Annotated in this window: 28 protein-coding genes; 16 read left to right on the forward strand and 12 right to left on the reverse strand. The window is 68.5% G+C overall.

What is annotated here, in order from left to right; genetic code table 11:
- The 3 genes from ACE3QP_RS10870 to ACE3QP_RS10880 form a co-directional block, all read left to right on the forward strand.
- On the forward strand, positions 1 to 443 hold a 443-nt coding region (locus tag ACE3QP_RS10870; protein ID WP_374436000.1), incomplete at its 5' end, for a hypothetical protein.
- A gap of 23 nt (positions 444 to 466) precedes the next feature.
- Complete coding sequence (locus ACE3QP_RS10875) at positions 467 to 1435, forward strand: chemotaxis protein CheX (RefSeq protein ID WP_374436002.1); 969 nt, start codon at positions 467 to 469, stop codon at positions 1433 to 1435.
- Positions 1436 to 1470: 35 nt separating this feature from the next.
- Positions 1471 to 1836: a response regulator gene (locus ACE3QP_RS10880; RefSeq protein WP_198111938.1), complete on the forward strand. Its 366-nt coding sequence runs from the start codon at positions 1471 to 1473 to the stop codon at positions 1834 to 1836.
- Positions 1837 to 1926: 90 nt separating this feature from the next.
- Here the strand turns inward: ACE3QP_RS10880 and ACE3QP_RS10885 are convergent, their stop codons facing one another.
- From ACE3QP_RS10885 to prfB, 4 genes are all read right to left on the reverse strand, one after another.
- A complete protein-coding gene (locus ACE3QP_RS10885; RefSeq protein ID WP_374436004.1) occupies positions 1927 to 2631 on the reverse strand; it encodes a hypothetical protein in 705 nt (234 codons plus the stop codon).
- An 853-nt stretch (positions 2632 to 3484) separates the two neighbouring features.
- A complete protein-coding gene (locus ACE3QP_RS10890) occupies positions 3485 to 4504 on the reverse strand; it encodes a class 1 fructose-bisphosphatase (protein WP_374436006.1) in 1020 nt (339 codons plus the stop codon).
- Complete coding sequence (pepN, locus tag ACE3QP_RS10895) at positions 4501 to 7158, reverse strand: aminopeptidase N (RefSeq protein WP_374436007.1); 2658 nt, start codon at positions 7156 to 7158, stop codon at positions 4501 to 4503. Before pepN ends, ACE3QP_RS10890 begins: the two co-directional genes overlap by 4 nt.
- 54 nt (positions 7159 to 7212) lie before the next feature.
- A protein-coding gene (gene prfB, locus ACE3QP_RS10900; protein WP_374436009.1) for a peptide chain release factor 2 occupies positions 7213 to 8317 on the reverse strand; the annotation gives its coding sequence in 2 pieces (ribosomal slippage) (positions 7213 to 8235 and positions 8237 to 8317; 1104 coding nt in all).
- Between the two features lie 196 nt (positions 8318 to 8513).
- Between prfB and ACE3QP_RS10905 the strand changes: the two genes are divergently transcribed.
- From ACE3QP_RS10905 to ACE3QP_RS10945, 9 genes are all read left to right on the forward strand, one after another.
- On the forward strand, positions 8514 to 8810 hold the full coding sequence (locus ACE3QP_RS10905; RefSeq protein WP_198111942.1) for a hypothetical protein: 297 nt from the start codon (positions 8514 to 8516) through the stop codon (positions 8808 to 8810).
- On the forward strand, positions 8810 to 9358 hold the full coding sequence (locus tag ACE3QP_RS10910) for a tetratricopeptide repeat protein (protein ID WP_374436012.1): 549 nt from the start codon (positions 8810 to 8812) through the stop codon (positions 9356 to 9358). The genes ACE3QP_RS10905 and ACE3QP_RS10910 overlap by 1 nt, the downstream gene beginning before the upstream one ends.
- Positions 9359 to 9424: 66 nt before the next feature.
- The gene (locus ACE3QP_RS10915; protein ID WP_374436014.1) at positions 9425 to 9682 is read left to right on the forward strand and encodes a DUF4212 domain-containing protein; all 258 of its coding nucleotides are present in this window, start codon (positions 9425 to 9427) and stop codon (positions 9680 to 9682) included.
- Position 9683: 1 nt separating this feature from the next.
- The gene (locus tag ACE3QP_RS10920; RefSeq protein ID WP_374436015.1) at positions 9684 to 11810 is read left to right on the forward strand and encodes a VC_2705 family sodium/solute symporter; all 2127 of its coding nucleotides are present in this window, start codon (positions 9684 to 9686) and stop codon (positions 11808 to 11810) included.
- A gap of 68 nt (positions 11811 to 11878) precedes the next feature.
- Entirely contained in the window at positions 11879 to 13768 is a 1890-nt protein-coding gene (locus tag ACE3QP_RS10925; RefSeq protein ID WP_374436016.1) for a DUF294 nucleotidyltransferase-like domain-containing protein, read from the forward strand.
- Entirely contained in the window at positions 13765 to 14457 is a 693-nt protein-coding gene (locus ACE3QP_RS10930; RefSeq protein WP_374436017.1) for a 3'-5' exonuclease, read from the forward strand. Before ACE3QP_RS10925 ends, ACE3QP_RS10930 begins: the two co-directional genes overlap by 4 nt.
- 24 nt (positions 14458 to 14481) lie before the next feature.
- Entirely contained in the window at positions 14482 to 15255 is a 774-nt protein-coding gene (locus ACE3QP_RS10935) for a substrate-binding periplasmic protein (RefSeq protein WP_374436018.1), read from the forward strand.
- Positions 15255 to 16967, forward strand: a complete 1713-nt coding sequence (locus ACE3QP_RS10940) for a carbohydrate ABC transporter substrate-binding protein (RefSeq protein ID WP_374436019.1) — start codon at positions 15255 to 15257, stop codon at positions 16965 to 16967. The genes ACE3QP_RS10935 and ACE3QP_RS10940 overlap by 1 nt, the downstream gene beginning before the upstream one ends.
- A 102-nt stretch (positions 16968 to 17069) precedes the next feature.
- Entirely contained in the window at positions 17070 to 17318 is a 249-nt protein-coding gene (locus ACE3QP_RS10945; RefSeq protein WP_374436020.1) for a hypothetical protein, read from the forward strand.
- A 1-nt stretch (position 17319) separates the two neighbouring features.
- On the opposite strand, the gene ACE3QP_RS10950 is transcribed toward ACE3QP_RS10945, so the two are convergent.
- A complete protein-coding gene (locus tag ACE3QP_RS10950; RefSeq protein WP_374436021.1) occupies positions 17320 to 18204 on the reverse strand; it encodes an alpha/beta fold hydrolase in 885 nt (294 codons plus the stop codon).
- Positions 18201 to 18854, reverse strand: a complete 654-nt coding sequence (locus tag ACE3QP_RS10955) for a hypothetical protein (RefSeq protein ID WP_374436023.1) — start codon at positions 18852 to 18854, stop codon at positions 18201 to 18203. Before ACE3QP_RS10955 ends, ACE3QP_RS10950 begins: the two co-directional genes overlap by 4 nt.
- 54 nt (positions 18855 to 18908) lie before the next feature.
- Here ACE3QP_RS10955 and ybaK point away from each other — a divergent pair, with 54 nt between their 5' ends.
- The 4 genes from ybaK to ACE3QP_RS10975 are packed head-to-tail and all read left to right on the forward strand — an operon-like array spanning position 18909 to position 20804.
- Positions 18909 to 19403 carry a Cys-tRNA(Pro) deacylase gene (ybaK, locus tag ACE3QP_RS10960; RefSeq protein WP_374436025.1) on the forward strand — a complete coding sequence of 165 codons (495 nt, stop codon included), beginning with the start codon at positions 18909 to 18911 and terminating at the stop codon, positions 19401 to 19403.
- Between the two features lie 5 nt (positions 19404 to 19408).
- Entirely contained in the window at positions 19409 to 20023 is a 615-nt protein-coding gene (gene plsY / locus ACE3QP_RS10965) for a glycerol-3-phosphate 1-O-acyltransferase PlsY (protein WP_374436027.1), read from the forward strand.
- A 23-nt stretch (positions 20024 to 20046) separates the two neighbouring features.
- The gene (locus ACE3QP_RS10970; protein WP_198112040.1) at positions 20047 to 20388 is read left to right on the forward strand and encodes a RidA family protein; all 342 of its coding nucleotides are present in this window, start codon (positions 20047 to 20049) and stop codon (positions 20386 to 20388) included.
- Positions 20385 to 20804: a hypothetical protein gene (locus ACE3QP_RS10975; protein WP_198111955.1), complete on the forward strand. Its 420-nt coding sequence runs from the start codon at positions 20385 to 20387 to the stop codon at positions 20802 to 20804. Before ACE3QP_RS10970 ends, ACE3QP_RS10975 begins: the two co-directional genes overlap by 4 nt.
- Here the strand turns inward: ACE3QP_RS10975 and ACE3QP_RS10980 are convergent.
- The 6 genes from ACE3QP_RS10980 to ACE3QP_RS11005 are packed head-to-tail and all read right to left on the reverse strand — an operon-like array spanning position 20787 to position 24993.
- On the reverse strand, positions 20787 to 21410 hold the full coding sequence (locus tag ACE3QP_RS10980; protein WP_374436029.1) for an L-threonylcarbamoyladenylate synthase: 624 nt from the start codon (positions 21408 to 21410) through the stop codon (positions 20787 to 20789). The genes ACE3QP_RS10975 and ACE3QP_RS10980 overlap by 18 nt on opposite strands.
- An 11-nt stretch (positions 21411 to 21421) precedes the next feature.
- Entirely contained in the window at positions 21422 to 21898 is a 477-nt protein-coding gene (locus tag ACE3QP_RS10985; RefSeq protein WP_374436030.1) for a TlpA family protein disulfide reductase, read from the reverse strand.
- Positions 21895 to 22782 (reverse strand): hypothetical protein, encoded by an 888-nt coding sequence (locus ACE3QP_RS10990; protein ID WP_374436032.1) that lies wholly within the window; start codon positions 22780 to 22782, stop codon positions 21895 to 21897. Before ACE3QP_RS10990 ends, ACE3QP_RS10985 begins: the two co-directional genes overlap by 4 nt.
- 9 nt (positions 22783 to 22791) lie before the next feature.
- Positions 22792 to 23685 carry an FAD:protein FMN transferase gene (locus ACE3QP_RS10995; RefSeq protein ID WP_374436033.1) on the reverse strand — a complete coding sequence of 298 codons (894 nt, stop codon included), beginning with the start codon at positions 23683 to 23685 and terminating at the stop codon, positions 22792 to 22794.
- Positions 23685 to 24788 carry a DUF3570 domain-containing protein gene (locus tag ACE3QP_RS11000; protein WP_374436035.1) on the reverse strand — a complete coding sequence of 368 codons (1104 nt, stop codon included), beginning with the start codon at positions 24786 to 24788 and terminating at the stop codon, positions 23685 to 23687. Before ACE3QP_RS11000 ends, ACE3QP_RS10995 begins: the two co-directional genes overlap by 1 nt.
- Positions 24775 to 24993 carry a DUF4266 domain-containing protein gene (locus ACE3QP_RS11005; protein ID WP_374436037.1) on the reverse strand — a complete coding sequence of 73 codons (219 nt, stop codon included), beginning with the start codon at positions 24991 to 24993 and terminating at the stop codon, positions 24775 to 24777. The genes ACE3QP_RS11000 and ACE3QP_RS11005 overlap by 14 nt, the downstream gene beginning before the upstream one ends.
- Positions 24994 to 25050 lie beyond the last annotated feature (57 nt).

The following is a 25050-nucleotide window of genomic DNA, read 5'->3' on the forward strand; positions in this document are numbered from 1 at the left end:
GCAAGCCCAAGGAGAAGAAGGCCGTGGTGCTGACGATCGCCAGCCCCGAGTTCCGCCTGGTGCTGGCGCTGCATGTGCGCCTGGACGCCGAAGGCAAGCAGCATTTCGCGCGCCTGAACCGTGTGGATGCCGCGGAGTGGAGCGAACAGGCGTTCGTGGATGCGGTGTCCGAGTGCGGAAACATCTGCGTGGGCACGATGAACCGCGAATTGGGGCGGCACTTCACGCATGTCGGCATGTCCACGCCCAATCTGCTGGAGCGCGAGGCGCTGGCTTACCTGGACGCCCTGGGGGCGGGCCACCGCCGGCTGTACCAGGTCAGCGGTCTGGGCCTGGACTTTTACGCCACCCTGTTCGTGTCCGCCTTCGTGCCGCTGGACTTCCACGCCGAGGTGGAAACCGAGGCCGAGGAAGCCGACGCCGGCGAACTCGAGATGTTTTGAGTCAGCAGCCCACGGAGCCGCCCATGCACGCCGTCGCCAAACTGCAGGTCAAGGTGCTGGTGCTGGAAGAAGAGGGTGGTGCGGCCGAAGCCCTCAAGGCCTTCTGCGAGGGCGCGGACCTGCTGCCCGTCAAGGTGCAGTCCGAGCACCTGATGGCGGTGCTGCGCTCCAGCATCGATCTGGGCGCGCTGTTCCTTTCTGAGGCCTATGCCTGCCAGGGCCTTCAGGGCCGGCGCCTGGCGCATGAACTGCATCGCATCCGCCCCGAGCTGCCCATCTTTCTGCGCTGCGCCGAGCACACGGCCTTGAGCGAGGCCGATCAGCGCGTGGTGCGCCACGCCTACCGGCTGGATGAGCTGGAGGGCATGGCCGCCGTCATCCAGGCCTCCCTGTTCTCGCTCGTCTACCCCGAACCGCTGGTGCGCGGCATCGCCGAACTCACCTTGCAGGCCCTGCAGGGCCAGTTCAAGGACATCACCGTGCTGGCCGAGGCGCCCATCATCGTGCGCGACCGGCTGATCTACGGCGAGGTCTATTCGCTGATCCCCCTCGAAGCCAGCTGGTGTCGCGGCTACATGATGCTGCAGATCGAGGAGCGCGGCTTGCAACGCCTGCAGTCCCACCAACTGGCCGACATGGAGAGCACGCACCGCGACTCGATCCGTGCCATCAACAACGTCTTCTCCGAGACGACGAACCTGATCTGGGGCGCCTTCAAGAACCGCTTCATCGCCTGCGAGGACGCGAGCCTGAGCAAGATGACCCAGGTCCCCATCGTCATCAACCACCCGCAGCGCTACATCTCCTTCGGTAGCGAAGACCCGCAGCTGTGCTTCCGCTACCACCTGTGGGACAACGCGCTGCAGCAGGGCGAGGCCATCGAGCTGCACCAGCGCTTCGTCTTCAACCTCAGCTGGTCGCCCGAACTGTTCCGCGAAAACCAGGCGGCGGCCGATTCGATGCTGGCTTCCGGCGAGCTCGAACTTTTCTAAGTCCAACACCCCGAAACCCCCGAAAGCAGAGACCCATGGCACAAGTTCTTGTCGTCGACGACTCCAGCACCGTGCGCGATGAAGTGGCCGGTTTCCTCAAGAAGAACGGCTTGGACGTGGCCACCGCCAACGACGGCCGAGACGGCCTGGCCAAGCTCAAGGCCGACCCCAAGATCAAGCTGGTGGTCAGCGACGTCAACATGCCGAACATGGACGGCCTCACCATGGCCGAGAAGATCCGCGGCGAGCTGGGCAACAAGACCGTCAACATCGTCATGCTGACCACCGAGAACAGCCCGGTGATGAAGGAGCGCGGCAAGGCCGCCGGCGTCAAGGGCTGGATCGTCAAGCCCTTCAAGGGCGACGCGGTGATCGCCACCTTCAAGAAGCTGTGTGAGTAGCGTGCCACAGCTGGCTTCGCATAACCCGGCTGCGCTAGTTAGTGATCAGGCTGATGGTCCACTTGCTGAAGCTTCAATTAGCTGGCGGCTCTAATCAGGTTGGAGTGAAAGCAATCCAACCCTAGGCTCTATCAAGTCCAATGAGATTTGTGGCTCCGTTTCACCGAAGGTGGAAAGCCAGAAAGGCTTCGGCGTTCCTAGGAGCTTGAAACCAAGCCCGATGCCTTGGCGATTGAGAACGTAGACGTTGACGGTGTCCCAGTTTTCAGTGGTCCAGCTCATGCACTCCATGTGCTTGTGCAACTCGTGTCTGCGGGCGGGAAGCCAAACGACAGCGCTCCACTTTCCGTCCTTCTCTTTCAACTTCGGCTCACCATTTCGTCGAATTGGAGAGGGGTACTTGATTGGAAGAGCGCTCGCAAGAGCTGGTGAACTTGGCAGATCAAGTTCAACGGTATAGCTGTACGCCTTCCCACCGATGTGCATACCGTTTGTGATTACGGCGTCTACAAGAGCTGGCGAAGAGCTTGGATTTCGCGCCCACGTGAGGCCTCGATAGATCCGCGCATGTTCGCGCGAAAGGTGACCTACCTTGGACCCTGCAATGAACACACCCACAGCTTCAGTGTCATGCGGGTTGGTGTCCTCGGGCACAAGCGTGGCGGTGCAGTAAACCCAAGCGCGTTCGTCTGCTCGATTCTGTGCAACCGCAGCGATCTCTTCCCTATAGAACGACTCGCCTACCACTTCGAGTCCGAACTCGCCGTTGCCTTGAATGTAGGGCTGTTCTGGCATTTGGGTTGCTCAACGGTTGATGTAGCGACGTGATATCCCGACTCAGCAGAAATCGATGGTCTGCCGCCACTGATCTTCGGCAAGCGAACCTCTGTGGAAGTTCGCAGCCTAGTGCAGTGTTGCCGACAGCATGCGTTTTACTGAGGGCTGTGCGCATGGACGCAGCCCGCCGGGATTTCGCCCCGGCAAGCGACTCACTTTCTTGCTCGTGCAAGAAAGTAAGCAAAGAACACGGCCCCGATTCCGGCGCCCCGCCTGCGGCGGGGTCCCCTGCGCTGCGCGAAGCGCCGGGCCGGCCCAAAACTCACTGCGTTCGCTTTGCTCACTCCGTTCAGACAGTTGGGCCGAGCTTGATGGGTGGGCGTGCGTGCCGCACGCCGCCCGGCGCTTCTGTGCTGCTCGGCACCTGCATAGGGGCAGCAGCCAATAGCCGAAGACCGAACAGCCCGGCCTTCGACGATGGAGCCGTTTCCCGGCTGCTGGCTGTTCGGCTGTTGGCTGTCCGCCCTTCGTAGCTGCCGAGCAGCACAGCGGCTTGGGGCGCGCGCGCCGCGCGCTTCAACTTCTGGCCCAGGGCGGCCGTCCAAACGGAGAGAGCGAAGCGAACGCAGTGCGTTCCGCCCTGCGGCCCCAAGACGCGAGCAGCGCAGGGAATCCCCGGCCGCAGGCCGGGGACAGCGTAGCGGGCGCGTGTTCTTTGCCTACTTTCTTGCACGAGCAAGAAAGTAGGTCGGCTGCCGGGACGAAATCCCGGCGGGCTCTCAGGCGGGGCTCAAGTTCCTGTCGATCGGATCGCAAGAAGGGGGCTCAATGCATGCCAAGACTGCAACACCACACTGCTGGCAGGTAGTCATCACGCGGCATCACCCTGTTCCTGGTGGTACTGCGTCACCCGCTCCACCTCGTTCTTCGAACCCAGCACCACCGCCACACGCTCATGCAGCTTGGTGGGGCTGATGTCGAGGATGCGCTGCTTGCCGTTCGTGGCCAGGCCGCCGGCCTGCTCGACGATGAAGCCCATCGGGTTGGCCTCGTACATCAGGCGCAGCTTGCCGGCCTTCTGCGGTTCGCGCGCGTCCCAGGGGTACATGAAGATGCCGCCGCGGCAGAGGATTCGGTGCACATCCGCCACCATGCTGGCGATCCAGCGCATGTTGAAGTCCTTTTCGCGCGGACCCGTCGTGCCGGCCAGGCATTCGTCGATGTAGCGCTTCACCGGCGGGGCCCAGTGGCGCAGGTTCGACATGTTGATGGCGAACTCCTTGGTGTCGGCCGGGATCTTGACGTTGTCCTCGGTCAGCACCCAGGAGCCCATCTCGCGGTCCAGCGTGAACATGGCCACGCCATCGCCCACCGTCAGCACCAGGGTCGTCTGCGGCCCGTAGATGCAATAGCCGGCGGCGGCCTGCTGCTTGCCGGGCTGCAGGAAGTCTTCCTCGCTGACGCCGCGGTGGTTGTTGACCTTGCGCAGCACCGAGAAGATGGTGCCGATGCTGACGTTGACGTCGATGTTCGAGCTGCCGTCGAGGGGATCGAACAGCAGCAGGTACTCGCCCTGCGGGAAGCGGTTCGGCACCACATGGATGGAGTCCATCTCTTCGGACGCCATCGCGGCCAGGTGGCCGCCCCACTCATTGGCTTCGATCAGCACCTCGTTGGCGATGATGTCCAGCTTCTTCTGCACCTCGCCCTGCACGTTCTCGCTGTCGGCGCTGCCCAGCACATCACCCAGCGCGCCCTTGTTGACGCTGATGGCGATGCGCTTGCAGGCGCGCGCGACGACCTCGATCAGCAGGCGCAGCTGCGGCGGGATGCTGTTGTTCTGGCGCTGTTGTTCGACCAGGTACTGGGTCAGGCTGATGCGGGAGCTCATACGACCTCCAAGGCCTTGGTGACGATCTCGCGCACGTCATTGCTGAGTGTGCTGCGCTCGGCCAGGCGCTGCAGCGCCACCCTGGCCGCGCCGCGGAAGGGCTCGGCCAGCGTGGCCCAACGGTCCATGGCGCGCGCCAGGCGGCTGGCGGCCTGGGGGTTGATGGCGTCGAGGTGCGCGACCTGATCGGCCCACAGCACGTAGCCGCCGGCATCGGCGCGGTGGAAGGCGCCCGGGTTGAAGTTGCAGTACTGCACCAGCAGGCTGCGCGCGCGGTTCGGGTTCTTGAGCGTGAAGTCCGGGTGCTGCAGCAGCTTCTTGACGCGCTCGAACACCTTGCCGTCGCGCTCGGGGGCGCGGGCCTGCAGCATGAACCACTTGTCGATCACCAGGGCGTCGTGCGCGAACTGGGCATGGAAGTGGGCCAGCGCGGCGTCGGCCAGCGGCGCGTGCGCGCTCACCAGCGCGGCCAGGGCGCCGAAGCGCTCGGTCATGTTGTCGGCGTCCTTCACGCGCTGGTAGGCCTTGCCAGGCCACACCGGCTCGCCGCTCAAGGTGGAGGCACGCACCAGCAGGCTCAGGGCCAAGTTGGCCAGCGCGCGGCGGCCGGCGTCCTCGGCGCTGGGGCGGTAGCCGCCGCTCACCTGGTGGGCCTCGAAGGCCCATTCCCAATCGGCGCGCAGGGCCTGGGCGATTTGCGTCCAAGCGGCCTCGACGGCGGCGTGGATGGCCTGCGGGTCCACCACCTCCAGCTGCTCGGCCAGGTAGGCGGCCTCGGGCAGGCGCAGGGCCTCGGCCTTGAAGGCGGCATCGAGCTGCGGGTGACGCAGCACGGCGCGCATGGCGTCCAGGTAGGCGGCGTCCAGCACCAGGGCTTGGCCGGCGCGCACGGCGCCGAGGATGCGGTTCAACGCCAGGCGCTGGCTGGCCTCCCAGCGGTTGAAGGCATCGCTGTCGTGCTGCAGCAGGTTCAAGAGCTGGGCGTCGCTCAGGCCGTCGTCCAGCAGCACCGGGGCCGAGAAGCCCCGCAGCAGCGAGGGCGTGGGCTCCATCAGCACGTTGACGAAGTGGAACTCCTGCTCGGTCTGCTCCAGCAGCAGCACGGTCTCGCTGCCGTGGCTGGCCAGCTCGCCTTCCCACTGCAGCGGCAGGGCCTGGCCCTCGGGGCCGAGGAGGCCCATGCGCACGGGGATCAGCTGGGGCAGCTCACCCTTGCCGTTGTGCTGGCTGAGTTTGAGCGTGTAGCGGTGCGACTCGGCGTCGTACTGGCCGCGCGCCGTCACGCGCGGCGTGCCAGGCTGGCTGTACCAGCGCTTGAACAGATCCAGCTGGCTGGCCAGCTGCGAGCCCGGGTTGGCATCGGCCATGGCCTGGGCGAAGTCGTCGCAGGTCACGGCCTGGCCGTCGTGGCGCTCGAAGTAGAGCTTCAGGCCCTTGGCAAAACCCTCGCGGCCCAGCAGGGTCTGGTACAGGCCCACCACCTCGGCGCCCTTTTCGTAGACGGTGGCGGTGTAGAAGTTGTTGATCTCGACATAGCTGTCCGGGCGCACCGGGTGGGCCATCGAGCCGGCGTCCTCGGGGAACTGCACGGCGCGCAGGGCGCGCACCTGCTGGATGCGCTGCACGGCGCGGGCCGAAGGGGAGCCCGCCATGTCCATGCTGAATTCGCGGTCGCGGAAGACGGTCAGGCCTTCTTTCAGCGAGAGCTGGAACCAGTCCCGGCAGGTGACACGGTTGCCGGTCCAGTTGTGGAAGTACTCGTGCGCCACGATGGCTTCGATGCGCTGGAAGTCGGCATCCGTCGCCGTGGCGGGCGAAGCGAGCAGGGCGCTGGTGTTGAAGATGTTCAGGCCCTTGTTCTCCATCGCGCCCATGTTGAAGTCGCTGACCCCCACGATCATGAAGCGCTCCAGATCCAGCGGCAGGCCGAAGCGCGCCTCGTCCCAGACGATCGAGGCGATCAGCGAGTTCATCGCGTGCTCGGTCTTGTCCAGGTCGCCACGGCGCACGTAGACCTGCAGCAGGTGGTCCTTGCCCGAGCGGGTGCGGATGCGCTGCTCGCGCGCCACCAGATCGGCCGCCACCACGGCGAACAGATAGCTGGGCTTGGGGAAGGGGTCGTGCCACTTGGCGAAGTGCTTGCCACCGTCCAAGTCACCCTGCTCCAGCAGGTTGCCGTTGGAGAGCAGCACCGGGTACTTCGCCTTGTCGGCGCGCAGCAGCACGGTGTAGACCGCCATCACGTCGGGGCGGTCCAGGAAGTAGGTAATGCGGCGGAAGCCCTCGGCCTCGCACTGGGTGAAGAAGCCGCCGCCCGAGGTGTAGAGGCCGCTCAGCGCGGTGTTCTTTTCGGGGCAGCAGGTGTTGCGGATGACCAGCTCGAAGTCGCGGTCCGGCGCGTCGATGGTCAGCTCGTTGCCGTCCTGGCGGAAGCTCACCGGTTCGCCGTCGATCATCACGCGCAGCGGCGTCAGCTCTTCGCCGTGCAGCACCAGCGGGCCATGCGGCTGGTTGGCATTGCGCTTGACGGCCAGTTTGCTGGTGACCAGGGTCTTGGCGGGGTCGAGGTCGAGCGTCAGGTCGACGGTGGCGATCCAGTAGGTGGGCGCCTGGTAGTCGTGGCGGTGGATGACGTGGGCATGGCCTTCGCGCATGGCTGGCTCCTTCGCGGATATAGAAAAAGCCCGGCTGGGGCCGGGCTGGAACGATCAGACGCCCTGCTTGAGGGATTCGGTGATGAAGGCGTCGAGGTCGCCATCCAGCACCTTCTGGGTGTTGGAGATCTCGACGTTGGTGCGCAGGTCCTTGATGCGGCTCTGGTCCAGCACGTAGCTGCGGATCTGGTGACCCCAGCCCACATCGGTCTTGCTGTCCTCAAGCTTCTGCTGCTCGGCCATGCGCTTCTTCATCTCGTGGTCGTACAGGCGCGAGCGCAGGCGGCGCCAGGCGACGTCGCGGTTGCTGTGCTGGCTGCGGCTGTCCTGGCACTGCACCACGATGCCGGTGGGGATGTGCGTCAGGCGCACCGCCGAGTCGGTCTTGTTGATGTGCTGGCCGCCGGCGCCGCTGGCGCGGTAGGTGTCGGTGCGCACATCGGCCGGGTTGATGTCGATCTCGATCGAGTCATCGATTTCCGGGTAGACGAACAACGAGGCGAAGCTGGTGTGGCGGCCGCCGCTGCTGTCGAAGGGGCTCTTGCGCACCAGGCGGTGCACGCCGCTCTCGGTGCGCAGCAGGCCGAAGGCGTACTCGCCTTCCACCTTGATGGTGGCGCCCTTGATGCCGGCCACGTCGCCCGGGGTCTCGTCCTCGATCGTGTACTTGAAGCCCTTGCGCTCGCAGTACTTGATGTACTGGCGCAGCAGCATGCCGGCCCAGTCGCAGGCCTCGGTGCCGCCGGCGCCGGCCTGGATGTCGATGAAGCAGTTGCTCGGGTCCGCCGGGTTGTTGAACATGCGGCGGAACTCGAGCTCCTCGACGGCGGCGGTCAGCTTGGCCGTCTCGCCTTCCAGGGTCTCGATCGAGTCGTAGTCATCCTCGGCCTTGGCCATGTCGAACAACTCCAAGTTGTCGGCCAGATTGCCTTCGAGGTGATTGATGGTCTCGACCACGCGGTCGAGTTCGCGCTTTTCCTTGCCCAGTTCCTGGGCCCGCTTGGGCTCGTTCCAGACGGCAGGGTTTTCGAGGGCGGCGTTGACCTCGTTCAGTCGCAGGGCTTTGCGGTCGTAGTCAAAGATACCCCCGGAGCGCGTCGGTGCGCGCGCGGAGGTCATTGATCAGCGTGCCCAAGGCATTGATGCGTTCGGCGTCCATGTGCTTCGTTCGGTTGGGGGCCCGTCAGGGAAGGGCGCCAGGGTGGCGCGGCGCGGGCCGTTGAAGGGCGCGGATTCTCTCATGTCACCCCCGCGGGTAAGCCCGGGGAGGGCTTACGCGGCGCTGACGGCTTTTGTCAGAAAGCCGTAAGCGCCGCGGCCGCACCATGCCCGCACCCCAAAGCAGAGGAGCCGCCATGCTGCTCAGCGTCACCCTCATCAAGCTGCTGGCCGAGATCGCGCTGATGGCGTTGATCGGCCGCTGGTTGCTCGGCCTGCTGGCCGGCAAACAGCGCGAGTCCAACCTGTTCTACCAGGTGCTGGGCATCGTCACCCGGCCGGTGGAACGCCTCACGCGCGCCATCAGCCCGCGCCAGGTGCTGGACCGCCACATCCCGCTGGCCACCGGCCTGCTGCTGGCGTCCACCTGGTTCATCGCCACCCTGCTGAAAGTGCAGACCTGCGTGCAGATCGGGGTCGAGCAATGCCGCTGATGCTGCTGCTGCGCGGCTGCGCCTGGGTGCTGCTGGTGCTGGGCCTGCAGCGCGCGGCGCTGCGGGTGTTCGACCGCATGCTCGCGCTGGACCCCGGCCATGCCTTCGCCCGCGCCAGCCGCGCGCACCTGCGCGCCCAGGCGGGCGAGCGCGGTGCAGCCATCGCCGATCTGCAGCAGCTGCTGGTCCAGCGCCCCGCCGACGCTCCCACCTGGTTCAACCTCGGCTTCCTGCTGGAGGCCGAGGGTCGCGCCGCTGAGGCCGAGGCCGCGCTGCGCAGCGCCGTGCAGCACGACCCCAAACTGGACCGCGCCTGGTACGGCCTGGGCTTGAGCCTGCTGCAGCTGGGCCGGCATGAAGAGGCCATCGCGGCCTTCAAGCGCAACACCGAACTGCAGCCCCTGAGCCCCTATGGCTGGACGCAGCTGGCGCGCGCGCTGCAGCGTCACAACCAGCCTGTCGAGGCCGCCCGCGTCGTCGAGCACCTAAGCGGCTTCGAGCCCCAGGTGGCCGAAGCCCTGCGCCGCGAGCTAGGCACCGTTTCCTGAGCGCCGGCCACCGCAGGCCGGCAACCCGCACCAACCGGTGCTGACAAGAGCGAAGCCGAGGAGACCATGCAGTTGACCGAAAAGCATCGCCAGTACTGGCAGAAGAACCTGCGCATCACCGCAGTGCTTCTGGCCATCTGGTTTGTGGTGACCTATGTCGTCGCCTTCTACGCCCGTGATCTGAGCTTCACGTTCTTTGGCTGGCCCTTCAGTTTCTGGATGGGTGCCCAAGGCGCGTTGGTCGTTTACGTCCTCATCATTTGGTTCTATGCCCACTACATGAACAAGCTCGATCAAGAGCATGGCGTGGCCGAGGAGGAATGACATGGCAGGCATTGCACCCAGCGCCACCGCCGGCGGCAGCTCCAAAGCAGCCAACGCGGCCTTCAAGAAGCAGCTCAACAAGGTGTACGGCTGGTACACCGGCGGCTTCATCGCCTTCATCATCTTTCTGGCCATCGCCGAGCAGATGGGCCTGTCGCGCCAGGCCATCGGCCTGACCTTCCTGGCCGCCACCGTGCTGCTGTACGCGGGCATCGGTTTCATGAGCCGTACCAGCGATGCCAGCGAGTACTACGTCGCCGGCCGGCGCGTACCAGCGGTCTACAACGGCATGGCCACCGGCGCGGACTGGATGTCTGCCGCCAGCTTCATCGGCATGGCCGGCACGCTCTACCTGGGGGGCTACGGCGGCCTGGCCTTCATCATGGGCTGGACCGGCGGCTACTGCCTGGTGGCGCTGTTCCTGGCGCCCTATCTGCGCAAGTTCGGGCAGTTCACCATCCCCGACTTCCTGGGCGCGCGCTACGAGGGCAATCTGCCGCGCATGCTCGGCGTGCTGGCTGCCATCCTCTGCTCCTTCACCTATGTGGTGGCGCAGATCTATGGCGTGGGCCTGATCACCGCCCGCCTCACCGGCCTGGAGTTCACGGTCGGCATCTTTGCCGGCCTGGCCGGCATCCTGGTCTGTTCCTTCCTGGGTGGCATGCGCGCCGTCACCTGGACCCAGGTGGCGCAATACATCATCCTGATCATTGCCTACATGATCCCGGTGGCCTGGCTGTCGGTGAAGCAGACCGGCGTGCCGATCCCGCAAATCGTCTACGGCTACCAGCTGGAAAAGGTGACGGCCAAGGAGAAGCTGATCCAAGCCGACCCGAAGGAGCTGGAGGTCATTGCGATCTTCAAGCAGAAGGCCGCGGAGTTCGACGCCAAGCTCAAGGACGTGCCAGCGGCGCTGGCCGCCGACAAGGCCGCGGCCGAGAACAAGCTGGCCGAGCTGAAGGCCGCCAATGCACCGCTGGCCGACATTCAGGCCGCCGAGAAGGCGCTGGCCGCCGTGCCCAAGGACGAGGCCGCGGCCAAGGACAGCTGGGCCAAGGCCAAGAAGGCCAACGAGGACCGCGCCAAGCCCCTGGCCGGCATGCCGGCCCATGCGGCGCAGTTCAAGGGCGATCCGAACGGGGACGCCAAGGCGAAGGAGGCCTTCGACGTCGACCGCCGCAACTTCCTCGCCCTGGTGTTCTGCCTGATGGTGGGGACGGCCGCGCTGCCGCACATCCTGATGCGCTACTACACCACGCCTTCGGTGAAGGAGGCGCGCGAGTCCGTCACCTGGTCGCTGTTCTTCATCTTCCTGCTGTACTTCACCGCGCCGGCCCTGGCCGTGCTGGTCAAGTTCGAGGTCTTCAACAACCTCGTGGGCACGCCCTTTGACCAACTGCCGGCCTGGATTGCCAGCTGGGCCAAGGTCGATCCGGGTCTGCTGTCGGTGACCGACATCAACAAGGACGGCATCTTCCAGCTCGGCGAGATGAAGATTGGCGGCGACATCATCGTGCTGGCCACGCCCGAGATCGGCGGCCTGCCCTACGTCATCAGCGGCATGGTGGCGGCCGGCGGCCTGGCCGCGGCGCTGTCCACCGCCGACGGCCTGCTGCTGACGATTGCCAACGCGCTCAGCCACGACGTCTACTACAAGATGATCGACCCGAACGCCTCGACGGCACGGCGCGTCACCATCAGCAAGATCCTGCTGCTGGTGGTGGCCCTGTTGGCGGCCTCGGTGGCGGCGCAGAAGCCCGCGGACATCCTCTTCCTGGTGTCGGCGGCCTTCAGCTTCGCGGCGGCGGCCTTCTTCCCGGCCCTGGTGCTGGGCGTGTTCTGGAAGCGTGCCAACAAGTGGGGCGCCAGCGCGGGCATCGCCGCCGGCCTGGGCATCACCTTCTACTACATGGTCATGACCCAGCCCTGGCTGCGCTCGGTGTTCGGCGTCACCTCGCCGGTGGAGCTGTGGTGGGGCATCCTGCCCATCAGTGCCGGCCTGTTCGGCGTGCCGCTGGGCTTTGCGGTGATCATCATCGTCAGCCTGCTGACGCCCGCACCCGGCAAGGAGACGCAGGAGCTCGTCGAGCATGTGCGCTACCCCGACCTGAAACTGGGCCGCGCTTGATACCGCGCAAGCCCTGCTGAGGCCCGGGCCCTGCATCATGCAGGGCCCTTTTTCTTTTCCGCCCCGCCATGGCCGACACCCCTTCCGCGCACCTGCTGGCGCAGCAGATGGCGCAATGGCGCCAGCACCACCCCTTCGACGCGATGGCGCAGGCGCCGCTGGAGCAACTGGTGCGGGCCGCCGACCTGGTGTACTTCGCGCCCGAGGAAGTGATCGCCGCGCCCAGCGATGGCGAGGCCCGGCACCTGTATGTCGTCAAGAGCGGGGTGGTGACGGCGCAGCGCGGCCTGGCCGAGCTGGACCGCCCCGGCGAGGGCTGGCAGTACGAGGCCGGTGACTGCTTCCCGATGGCGGCGCTGATGCAGGGCCGTGCGGTTACCGCCACCTACAGCGCCGAGACCGATGTGTTTGCCTGGGCGCTGCCGGCCGAGCTGGTGCGCAGCGTGGCAGCCGTCAGCCCGCCGCTGGCCGCGCACCTCAGCGAGCGCGTGCTGCAGCTCATCAGCCTGGCCAGCCGCGCCCAGGCCCAGGCCGCCACGCAGGCGGCGCTGGCCGAACAGTCGATGGAGCGGCCGCTGGGCGAGCTGATGCGCCGCAACCCGCTGGCGGTGGCGGCGGACATGCCGCTGGAGCTGGCGCTGCGCGCCATGGCCGGCCGGCGCGTGGGCTCGGTGATGGTGGTGGACGCGCAGCAGCGTCCGATCGGCATCCTCACGCGCGACGACCTGTTGGAGCGCATCACCCTGCCGCAGCGCTCGCTGGCCACGCCCATCCGCGCCGTGATGAGCCAGCCGGTGCGCACGCTCACTGTGCAGCACACCGCGCAGGACGCAGCCCTGCTGATGAGCCGCTACACCCTGCGCCATGTGCCGGTGGTCGATGGCGAAAGCCTGGTCGGCATCGTCTCGGAGCGCGACCTGTTCGCGCTCTCGCGCCTGTCGGTGCAGCGCATCGGTGCGGACCTGCGCGCCGCGCAGGAGGTGCAGGAGCTGCGCGAACTGGCGCCCCGCATCCGCGAACTGGCGCGTCACCTCGGCGCCCAGGGCGTGGGCGCGCACACGCTCACCGCGCTGATCTCCCACCTGAACGATCTGCTCACCGAGCGCCTGGTGGAACTGCATGCCGAGCAGCTTGGCCTGGACCTGAGCCAGGCCGCCTGGCTGGTGTTCGGCAGCGAGGGGCGCGGCGAGCAGTCCGTCGCCACCGACCAGGACAACGGCATCGTCTTCCAGAGCGCCAACCCCGATGACGACCGGCCGCGCTGGCTGGCCCTGGGCGAGCGCGTCTGCGCCAGCCTGGACGCCTGCGGCTTCCCGCTCTGCAAGGGCGGGGTGATGGCCTCGCAGCCGGACTGCTGCCGCTCGGTCGAGGAGTGGTGCGAGCGCTTCGAAAGCTGGCTGGGCCGCGGCACGCCCGAGGAACTGCTGGCGGCCTCGATCTACTTCGATGGCCGGGCGCTGGCCGGCGCTGTGCAGCTGGCCGAGCCCCTGCGCGCCATTGCGCGCGGCCCGGCCAGCGGCCGCTTCCTGCACCTGCTGACCGAGGCGGCGCTGCGCGGCAAGGTGCCGCTGTCCTGGCGCGGCGCGCTCGACCCCCAGGAGCGCGAGGGCCGCCTGGGCCTGGACCTGAAGGCCGGTGGCTCGGCCGTGTTCGTCGAGGCCGCGCGCATCCTGGCGCTGGCGCAGGGCCTGGATGCCCTGGGCACCCGCGAGCGCCTGCTGCGTGCGGGCGAGCAGCTGGGCGTGCCCGCGCCCGAGCGCGAGGGCTGGACGGCGGCCTTCGAGTTCCTGCAGGGCCTGCGCCTGCGCGCCCATCTGGAATCGCCCGCCGACCCCGACAACCCCAACTGGGTGCTGCTCGAATCGCTCAACGACCTGGACCGCCGTACCCTGCGGGTGTCGCTGCGCGTGGCCCAGCGCCTGCAGCAGCGCCTGCAGCTTGACTACCTGAAGTCATGAAGCCGCTGCTGCAGCGATGGCAGGACTGGCGCGCCGCCGCCGCGCGCGAGCAGGCCGCGGCCACGGCCCGGCGCTGGGTGCTGATCGACGTCGAGACCAGCGGGCTGGACATGGTGCGCGACCGCCTGATCGCCGTGGCCGGCGTGGCGCTGCACTGGGAACCGGATCTCGGCGGCGGGCGGCCCCGGCTGCGTGTGGCCGACAGCCTGGAGATCGTGCTGCGGGCGCCCGAGGGCCTGGTGCTCGACGAGGTGGCGCGTCGCAACATCCTGCTGCATGGCATCGGCCGTGGCGAGCAAGGCCAGGGCCAGGCACCCGAGCAGGCGCTGCAGGCCCTGCTGGCCTTCGTGGCCGGTGCGCCCTGCCTGGGCTTTCATGCCGCCTTTGATGCCGGCATGCTGGACCGCGAGTGGCGCCGCCAGACCGGCCGCCCCTGGCCCGCTGCCTGGCTGGACCTGGCCGTGCTGGCGCGCGCGCTCTACCCCGAATGGCCCGAGCGCCGCACGCTGGACGACTGGCTGGATGCCTTCGGCCTGGCCGCCAGCCAGCGCCACCGCGCCAGCGCCGATGCCTGGGCCAGCGCCGAGCTGCTGCAATGCCTGTGGCCGCGCTGGCGCACCCTGGCGGCCGGCCGCCCGCCCTGGACGGTGGCGCGGGAGTTGCTCGCCGCGCGCCGTTGGCTAAGCTGAGGGCCCTGATTCACCGGAGCGCCAATGCCCCTGAGCCGCCGCCAGACCCTCGCCTGTGGTGCGGCCCTGGGCTTGCCCGCGCACGCCGCGTTGGCTCCCTTGCAGCTGGCGGCGGAAGTCTTCCCGCCCTTCAGCCAGCAGGTAGAGGGCCGCGCCGAAGGCCTGGACTGCGAGCTGGTGCGGGCGGTGCTGGGCGGCCTGGGTCGCAGCGCCGAGATCCAGCTGTTGCCCTGGAAGCGCGCCCTGCTGGAACTGGAGCGTGGCAGCCTGGATGGCGTCATTGGCATCAGCCGCGGCAATTTGAATGAACGCGAGGAGGTGCTGGCCTTTCCGGACGAACCGCTGGCCGGTTCGCACAGCCACTTCTTTTTCCGCCGCGACCAGCCTTTTGCCTTCGATGGCCTGTTCACTTTGAAGGGCCGCAGCGTGGCGGTGCTGGCGGGTTACCAGTACCCGCCGGACTTCATGGCCGCGGCCTACTTCACGCGCGAGCCCTCGGCCACCCATGAGCAGAGCCTGCGCAAGCTGCTGGCCCGGCGAGTGGACTTGGCCCTGGTGCACGCCGGTGTAGGCGAGCATCTGCTGCAGCGCGAGGGCTGGCAGCGCGAGCTGGCGGCCGACCAGACGCCGATCGCCCCGGGGCGCCTGTACGTGGGCTTTGCGCGCCAGCGTGGCCACACGCAGCTGGCGCAGCGCTTTGGTGAGGCGCTGCGCCGCTACAAGGCCCAGCCGGCCTACCACGCGCTGCTGGCACGCTATGGCGTGCGCCCCGAGAACGTTCAGACCCTGCCCGCCTGATGCAGCGCCGCCCCGCCCTTGCCGCCTGTGCCGCCCTGGCCTTGCCGCCCCATGGCTGGGGCGCGCGCGATGCCATCGCCCACTGGGCGGCGCAGTTCCAGCCCAGCACCCTCAGCGCGCAGGCGCAGCGCGAGGAGCTGGCCTGGTTCCGCGCCGCCGCCGCGCCCTTCCGCGGCCAGTCCATCAAGGTCGTCGCCGAGATCATCGACACGCACGAGTACGAGGCCAAGGTGCTGGCCCCGGCTTTCAGCGAGATCACCGGCATCCAGGTCCAGCACGATCTCATCCCCGAGGGCGAGGTGGTGCGCCGCATCCGCGAGCAGATGCTCAAGGGCACGCCACATTACGACGCCTATGTGAACGACAGCGACCTCATCGGCACGCACTGGCGCTACGACGCCACGCTGGTGCTGAGCGACTGGATGCGCGGCGAGGGCCGCGCCCAGACCCTGCCCACGCTGGACCTGAAGGACTTCATCGGCCTGGCCTTCACCACCGCGCCCAACGGCGATCTGTACCAGCTGCCCGACCAGCAGTTCGCCAACCTCTACTGGTTCCGTCACGACTGGTTCAGCCGCCCCGATCTGCAGCGCCGCTTCCAGACCCGCTATGGCTACGCGCTGGGCGTGCCGCTGAACTGGTCGGCCTACGAGGACATCGCCGAGTTCTTCACCCACGAGGTGCAGCGCCTTGATGGCCGGCGCGTCTACGGCCATATGGATTACGGCAAGCGCGACCCTTCCCTGGGCTGGCGCTTCACCGATGCCTGGCTCTCGATGGCCGGCCAGGGCAGCCCCGGCTACCCCAATGGCCTGCCGGTGGATGAATGGGGCATTCGCATGGAAGGCTGCCGCCCCGTGGGCGCCAGCGTGGCGCGCGGCGGCGGCACCAACAGCCCGGCGGCGCGCTACGCGCTGGAGCGTTACCTGGACTGGCTGCGCCGCTTCGCTCCGCCCGGCGCGGCCGAGCTGGACTTCAACCAGGCCGGCCCGGTGCCGGGGCAGGGCGCCATCGCCCAGCAGATCTTCTGGTACACGGCCTTCACAGCGGCCATGTCCAAACCGGGCCTGCCGGTCAACCATGCCGATGGCCGGCCCAAATGGCGCGTCGCGCCCTCGCCGCACGGCGCCTACTGGCAGAGCGGCATGCAGCGCGGCTACCAGGACGTGGGCGCCTGGACCCTGCTCAAGAGCACCCCGCTGGCGCGCCGCCGCATGGCCTGGCTGTACGCGCAGTTCTGCGTCTGCAAGGCGGTGTCGCTGAAGAAGAGCCTGACCGGCCTGACCTTCGTGCGCGAGAGCGACATCCGCTCCGAGGCCATGACGCGCTTGGCGCCGCGCCTGGGTGGCCTGGTGGAGTTCTACCGCAGCCCCTCCCGCGTGTACTGGACACCGACCGGCCCGAACGTGCCCGACTACCCCGAGCTGGCCGAGCTCTGGTGGCAACACATCGGCATGGCCAGCGAAGGGCGCGTGGGCGCGCAGCAGGCGCTGGACGATCTGGCCGAGGCCATGGACGCCAGCCTGGCCCGGCTGGCGCGCAGCCAAAGCGGCCCCTGCGCGCCGCGCTTGCGCGAGCGCCTGGCCGAGGCGCAGTGGCAGGCCCTGCCCGGCGCGGCCCGCCCGCGCCTGGCCAATGAGAAGCCGCCCGGCCGCACCATCGCCTACGAGCGCCTGCTGCGCATGTGGCAGTTCGGCTCCGACGCCAAATAGGGCCTTCCCCTTCATTCCCATGACGGAGGTCACCCCGGCAGGGGGCGTGCGAGCATCGCCGCCCTTTGTCTGCAACGGCGCTTGGTGCCGAGGGAGCCTGTGATGCTGCGTGTGAGTCTTTACGTTCTTTGCCTGGCCGGCCTGAGCGCCTGTGCCACGGCGCCGGAGGAGGCCAAGCAGGCCGCCGCCGACGACTGCGTCCGCACCGAGGCCCCGCTGGGCAGCAACATTGCCCGCAAACAGAGCTGCCGCAAGGCCAGTGCCGCCGAGGTGGCGGCCTCGCAGGACGCACTTCGCAACATTCAGGACAACAACACGCGCACGCCCAGCAGCGTGCGCTCGGCGCAGTAACTCAGCGCAGAAAGTCGCTCAGCAGGGCGGCCAGCGCTTCGGGCTGGTCGTGGTGCAGCATGTGGCCGCAGCCGCTCAGGCGTTCGCGCTGCAGCTGCACCAGCACCGCCAGGCGGGCCTCCAGCTCGCTGCGCGGAAAGCGGGTGCCCCAGTAGGCGGCCAGGCTGTCGTCCTCCCCTTCCACGAACAGCACCGGCGCGCGGATGCCCGCCCAGCAGGCCAGCACCTCGGCGCTGCGGTAGGGCACACCATGCAGGCGCTTGTGCACGGGGTCGGCGCGCAGGCGCCGGCCGCCCGCCACCGGCTCGCTCCACTGCTGCGCCAGCCAGGCGGCGCGTGCGCTGCTGAGGCGCGGGTTGGTCTTGCGCAGGCGCGCGGCCACGGCATCCAGGTCGGCGTAGGGGCGCAGTTCGGCCGCTTGCTTCAGTTCGTCCAGCCAGCGCGCCAGCCGCTTGGGGGCTTCGCTCACCGGGCTGTCGGGCAGGCCGAAGCCCTCCAGATTGACGAGCCGGTGGATGCGCTCGGGCCGCACGCCGGCGTATTGCATGGCCACATTGCCGCCCATGCTGTGCCCCAGCAGGTCCACGGCCGCGCCGGGGGCGATCAGATCGAGCCAGGCGTCCAGATCGCCCAGGTAGTCGGCAAACCAGTAGGCGTCGGCACCGCTGGCCTGGCTGTGGCCGAAGCCGCGCCAGTCCAGCGCCCAGATCGGGCGATCCCAGGCCAGCGCATCCACCAGGAACTGGAACGAGGCGGCCAGGTCCATCCAGCCGTGCAGCAGCACCAGAGGCCGGCCCTCGCCGGGCCAATGCAGCGCATGCAGGCGCAGGCCGCGCAGGGTTTCAAAGCGCGACGCCGCGGCGCGCTGGGGCTGGTAGGTGTTCATCGCGGTCGAGTGTGCCGGATGGCCGAGCCCGGCTTGTCGTCGAAGCAGTTGCCACCATGGCCGGTGCCGACCTGCTGGTGCGGGTCCATGGGCACCAGCTGATTGGAGCGGTTGGGCAGGGTGCGGGTGCAGCGGCCATCGGGCCAGCGCGTCATGGTGCCGCCACCCGCAAGCTCGATGGTCACGGGCTCGTTGGCGATGGCGCGGGCCATCCGCTCCTCGGCCGAGTAACGGGGGCTGTTGGCACGTGGGTCCTGCACGGCCTGCTGGGCCGGGCTGAGGTCCTGGCTGGGTTGCCAGCCCTTGGGCAGGTTCAGATTGAGTGGGCGCGGTGTCGCGGCGCCCTCTGCAGCACTGGCCGGTGCCGCCGGCAGGGTGATGGCGCCGGGGGCCGGCTGGGCGCTGCTGAACTCCGGCACAGGCACGGTGGCCGGGCGTGGGGCGGCTGTGGCCAGGGCGCGCGGCGGCGTGGGGGCGGCGGCAGGCGGAGGGGGTGGCGGTGCCTTGAGCGGAATCAGCCGCACCTCGCTGCGCCGGTGCGCCGCATGGGGCAGGCTGCGCTGCTGAATCAGAAGCAGGCCCAGCAGGCCGTGCAGCAGTAGCACGGCGGTGACGGGCAGGGCGGTCTTGCGGGGCGGCTGGTAGAGCAAGGCGCAGGCAGTGACGAAGGGTCGCGCATTCTGCGTCGGCCCAAAATCCGGCACATGAGCAAGAAGTCATCCCATGTCAGCGCGACCCCCGCCACCGATTGGCTGCGCGCGCAAGGCATCCCCTTCACGGAACACCCCTACGAGTACGTCGAGCACGGCGGCACGGCCGAATCTTCTAGACAGCTGGGCGTGGACGAGCACGCGGTCGTCAAGACCCTGGTGATGCAGGACGAGGACGCCAAACCCCTGGTGGTGCTGATGCACGGCGACCGCCAGGTCAGCCTGAAGGAGCTGGCGCGCCAGATCCCCTGCAAGAAGGTCGAGCCCTGCAAGCCCGAGGTGGCGCAGCGGCATTCCGGCTACCAGGTGGGCGGCACCTCGCCCTTCGGCCTGCGCAAGGCCATGCCCGTGTATGTGCAGGCCTCGGTGCTGGCGCTGCCGCGCATCTGCATCAATGGCGGGCGCCGCGGGTTTTTGGTGGGGATTGATCCGCGGGTATTGACCGACGCCTTGGGTGCAAAAGCAGTCGGCTGCGCCTCGCCACAATAAGGGCCATGAACGACACCCTGCTTTCTCTGGTGGCTACCGTCGCCGCCTACCTGATCGGTTCCCTGTCCTTCGCCGTCATCTTCAGCAAGCTGATGGGCCTGGCCGATCCGCGTTCCTATGGATCGGGCAACCCCGGCGCCACCAATGTGCTGCGCAGCGGCAACAAGGCCGCCGCCATCCTGACCCTGGTGTTCGACGCCCTGAAGGGCTACCTGCCGGTGCTGGCGGTGCTGATCTGGGGCGAGCGCTACGGCCTGGGCGAGGGCACGGCGGCCCTGGTCGGCCTCGGGGCCTTCCTAGGCCATCTGTGGCCGGTCTTCTTCAAGTTCAAGGGCGGCAAGGGTGTGGCCACGGCGGCCGGCGTGCTGTTCGCGCTCAACCCCCTGCTGGGCGTGGCCACGCTGGCCACCTGGGCCATCCTGGTGTTCTTCACCCGCCTGGTCTCGCTCGGTTCGATTGTGGCGGCGCTGTTCGCGCCGCTGTACCAGGCCCTGATCTGGGATATGGGGCCCATCGTCGGCGCGGCCGGCCTGATGGGCTTGTTGCTGGTGTGGCGCCATGAGGCGAACATCAAGCGTCTGTTTGCCGGCACCGAAAGCCGGCTGGGAGCCAAGAAGTGACAAATTCCGTGCAGCGCGTGGGCATGGCCAAGCGCTACAGCGAAGCCGCCATCCACCACGGCGTGGTCTATCTGGCCGGTCAGGTGGCCGACACCACGGCCGGCCAGGGCATTGAAGCCCAGACCACCGAGGTGCTGGCGATGGTGGACCGGGTTCTGGCCGAGTGCGGCTCCGACAAGCAGCACCTGCTGCGGGTCGAGATCTACCTGGCCGACCTGGCCGACTACGACGGCATGAACAAGGTCTGGGACACCTGGGTGGCGCCCGGCTTTGCGCCGCCGCGCGCCACCGTGCAGGCCCAGCTGGCCAAGCCGGCCTGGCGGGTGGAGATGGTCGTCACCGCCGCGCAGCGGAGCCCGGCGTGAGCGAGCCGGCCCCGGTTGCCGCCGCGCCGGGCTGGACGGTGCGCGCCTGGGCCGGTGTCGGTCTGGTGGTGGCCCTGGCCTTTGCGCTGGCCTGGGGCCTGCAACTGCGGCGTGACACGCGCGAGCGCGAGCTGATCGAGTCGGTGCGCGCGCTTTCGCGCGACGGCGGCCTGCAGATGCTGACGCGCGCCGACTGCCGCGACTGCAGCGCCACGCTGGAGTGGCTGCGCAAGGTCGAGATCCGCGTCGAGACCTGTGATCTGGGCCAGCAGCCGGCCTGCGGCGCGGCCCACCCGCCGCAGGAGCTCAAGCGCCTGCCGGTGTTCGTGGTGCACGGCCGCCAGCTGGTGCGCAGCACTGAGCTCAGCGACCTGCGCGAGGCCCTGGAGGCCGCGGCCTCAAAGCCCCAGCCTTGAGGGCTCGCCCCGCCCCAGCCGCACCAGCTGGGGCTCGCCGTCCGTCAGGTCCACCACCGTGGTGGGCTCGCGCGGGCAGGCGCCCATGCTTACCACCGCTTCGAGCTGGTGGCCGAAGCGCTCCAGGATTTCGTCCGGGTCGTTGAGCGGATCGTCTTCGCCGGGCGGGATGAAGGTGGTGGCCAGCAGCGGCTGGCCCAGCTCGGCCAACAGGGCCTGGGTGACCACGCAGTCCGGTACGCGCAGCCCGATGGTGCGGCGGTTCGGGTGCGAAAGCCGGCGCGGCACTTCCTTGGTGGCGGGCAGGATGAAGGTGTAGGCGCCGGGCGTGCAGCTCTTCAGCAGCCGGTACTGGCGGTTGTCCACCATCGCGTAATTGGCCAGCTCGCTCAGGTCGCGGCAGAGCAGGGTCAGGTGGTGCTTTTCGTCCACCCCACGCACGCGGCGCAGCTGTTCGGCGGCGTTCTTGTCGTCCAGATGGCAGACCAGCGCGTAGCTCGAATCGGTGGGGATGGCGGCCAGGCCGCCCTTGTGCAGCAGCTGGGCCGCCTGCTTGAGCAGGCGGACCTGGGGGTTGTCGGGGTGAACGTCGAAGAGCAGGGCCATGCCCGGCATTTTCAGCGGGGCAGGGCCTGGACGATGCGCGCCTCGAGTTCAGCCGCCTCTTCGACCCGAAAGCCGCGGTGTGCCCACAACACCTGGCCATCCGGGGCAATCAACACCGAGCTGGGCATGCCCTTGATGGCGAAGCGCTTGGCGGCCTCGCCCTGCGCGTCGAAGGCCAGCGCGAAGGCGGCCGGCGTGCGCGCCAGAAAAGCGTCTGCGTCGGCGCGCTGCTTGTCGAGGTTGATGGCCAGCACCTGCAGGCCGCGCGCGCCGTACTTCTTCTGCAGTTCGCCCATCCACGGGAAGCTTTGCCGGCAGGGCCCGCACCAGGAGGCCCAGAAGTCCAGGTAAACCAGCTGGCCGCGCAGTTCACTCAGCTGTTTGGCGGGCAGCGTGGCCTGCGGCAAGGCGATGTCGGGCGCAGGCTGGCCAGGTTCAACGGCCTGCGCCGCGCCCGCCAGCAGCCAGGCCAGCAGCGCGGCCCTCATACGAAGCCCAGGCCGTTGAGCTGCAGGCCGGTCAGGTCGATCTGCAGCAGATTGAGCTCGTGGTCGGCCGCCAGGATGCCCAGGTCATACGGCTTCATGCCGCCGTCCAGCATCGCCACAAAGCTGGCGCGGGTGGCGTCGTCGGGGGCCTGGCCCACCACATTGGTGTAGAGCAGGTCCACCACCGCGCCATGGCTGGCATTCGGGCCCAGGCGGGCATCCAGGGCCAGCTGCATCAGGGTGGCGTAGGTGTACTGACCGCTGTCCATCAGGCCCAGGCCGATGCCGGCGTAGCTGCGGTACTCCTCGATCTTCAGCGTGGGGCTGTCGAACACGGCGCCGAGGATCTTGGCCACGGTGCCGGCATTGCCGGCGAGGTCGAGCGCGAGCTTGTAGTCGCTGAAGGCCAGGCGCTCGACGTTCTTCAGCGTCAGCGTGGCATTGCCGGCAGTGGCGGTCACGGTCCAGTCCGTCGCGCCCTTGGCCAGCAGGTAGTTGATGCGCGAGAGGTTGAAGTCCACCTGGTCGATGCCGCCCGCGCCGTCGATGTTCTGCGCGCCAGTGCCAGCGGTGAAGCGGTCGTTGCCGGCGCTGCCCACCAGATTGGCCTCAGGGAAGAGGTCGGCCACCTTGACGGTGTCGGTGCCGTTGTTGAACACCAGCACCTCGACGTTGTAGAGAACCGCCTGCATGCCGCCGCCGCTGGCACCGGAGACGGTGTCCACATGGATGGCGCCGTCGGTGCCGCGCGTGATCTCGAAATAGGCGCGCGGCTGGATGCCGAAGGCGACGGTGTCGGTGCCGCCCAGGCCATCAATCGTGTACTTGCCGGTCTCGACGATGTTCCATTTGTCGTCGCGCGTGGTGCCGCGGAAGGTGGCCATGGTGGTCTCCTAGGGTAGGGCGTCGCGCAGCAGCGCGCCGTCCGGGTCGATGGCGAGAAAGGGCAGGCCGCTGCGCTGGAGCAGCTCCAGACCCTCCTGCTCCTTCAGCATGGCCAGGCTGCTGAGGGCGCCGGCCGCCACGGTGAGCGGCGCCACCACGCTGACCGAGCGCCAGAAGCGCACCGGCCAGCCGGTGCGCGGGTTCAGCACATGGCAGTAGCGCTGGCCGTCCAGCTCGAAGTAGCGCTCGTAGTCGCCACTGGTGGCCAGGCCGCCCTGGTGCAGCGGCAGGCTGGCAATCAGCTTGCCCGGTTGGCGCGGGTGCTGGATGCCGATCTGCCAGGGCTTGCCATCGGGCTTGGGGCCGAGCACACGGATGTCGCCGGCCAGGTTCACATGGCCGTTGCGCACGCCGGCGGCCTTCAGCGCGGCGGCGGCGCGGTCGGCCGCGTATTCCTTGCCGAAGCCGCCGAAGTCCAGCTCCATGCCGGCCTCGGGCAGGCGCAGGCTCTTGCCTTCGCGCGCCACGCGCGGCCACCCGATCAGCGCGACCAGCGGCACCAGCTCGTCTGGCTGCGGCAGGCGCGGCTGCTTGAAGTTCCAGGCGCGCCGCAGCACGCCCGAGGTGGGGTCGAACAGGCCGTCGCTGTCCTGGTGCAGGGTGTCGGCAAAGCGCAGCAGGGCCAGGGTTTCGTCGTCCAGCTCCACCGGTTCCCCGCCGGCCTGGGCATTGATGCGGCCGATCAGGCTGTCGGCGCGGTAGCGCGAGTACTTGTGCTCGATGCGCAGCACCTCGTCGATGCCGATCTGCGCCAGGCGGCGCGCCTCGGCCTCGTCGCTCGCGGCCAGCACGATCTCGGCGCTGCCGCCCAGGGCCTGGAAGGGGTGGCGGAACACCTGCATCAGAAGCTCCGGCTCAGGCCGAGCTGCCAGCTGCGCGCCGCAAAGGGCGCCAGGCCCGTGCTGCCGCTCCCGAGGTACCAGTCGCCACGCTGGGCGTAATGCTCCAGCTTGATGTCAGCCGTCCAATCGGGTGTCGCCTGCCAGGCGAGCTTCAGGCCCAGGGTGCGGGCGCCGAAAGAGGACAGGCGTTGGTCCAGCGAGAACTGCAGCCAGTCCTCGGGCGGCTGAGTGGCAAAGGGCGCGGCCTCGGGGTCGACCTCGACGTAGAAGCGGGCCTTGCGCTGGTTGTGCAGACGCAGCGAAGGCGTCAGGCTCAAGCCCCAGGGCAGGGGCTGCACGAACTCCAGGCCGGCCGTCTGCGCCTGCACGCCATAGCTGTCCTGGTAGTGGCGCAGGCTCCAGCGCAGGGTCTGGCCGCCCTCTTCCAGATGCTGGTGGAAGCGCAGCAGCAGGCGCGTGGCGTGGCGGGAACGCGGGCGTTCGTCGGAGACCTTGTAGGGGTCGTTCAGGTAGCCGCGGGCACGGTTGTGGCCCAGGGTCAGCTGCAGCAGCTGGCGCGGGTTCAGCACCTGCGTGACGCCAAGCGTCCAGTCCAGCACCTGTTTCTTCTCATCCACCACCAGGCCGGTGACGGGGTTGATGCGGTCCCGGCTCGCACCCAGCCCGGCCGTCCAGGTCCGGTTGCGGTCTTCGGTGGACCAGCTGCCGCTGAGCGCCAGGCCGCGCGAGCGGTAGTCGGTCTCGTTCGAGTAGGCGGCCGTCAGGCCGAGGCTGGCGTCATCGAAGTAGCGGGTCAGCGTCAGGTCGGCGGCATTGCGCTCGTCTTTCAGCTGGCTGATGGCACGGGTGTGGAAGGCGGGCGAGGCGCCCGAGATCGCGTCGTGGATGGCGGTGGCGCCCAGGGCCCAGCGGCTGGACAAGGGGGCGAGCACATGCAGAGACGGTGCGCGGATTCGCACCCGCTCGCGGCCGGGCTGGTAGTCCAGATAGTCCAGGTACTTGAGGGCAATCTGGCCCTGATCGGGCGCGCCATCGGCCAGGGCCGGCTCGGCCAGGCCGGGCAGGCACAGGGCGGCGGCGAGCAGGCGGCTAGTTGCAGCCACAGCCACTCGCCCCCACGCCGGCGCCGCCGGCAGCGGCTTCTTTGCTGGCGTAGATGTGTTCGGCAAAGCCAGCCTCCAGGCGGTCGGCCTCGAAGCCCATGGCCTTCTTGGCCAGCAGGCCTTTCTCCCAGGGCTGTACCGGGGTGATGGAGCAGGCCGAGAGCCAGCTCAGGCCAAGCACAAGAAGCCAGGTGGGGCGACGCATGGGGCACTCCGCGCGATGGGGTGTGCGGATCTTCGCGCAGGCGCTTGGCCCCTTTGT

The sequence above is a fragment of the Inhella sp. genome, assembly GCF_041912635.1.
Taxonomy (GTDB): domain Bacteria; phylum Pseudomonadota; class Gammaproteobacteria; order Burkholderiales; family Burkholderiaceae_C; genus Inhella.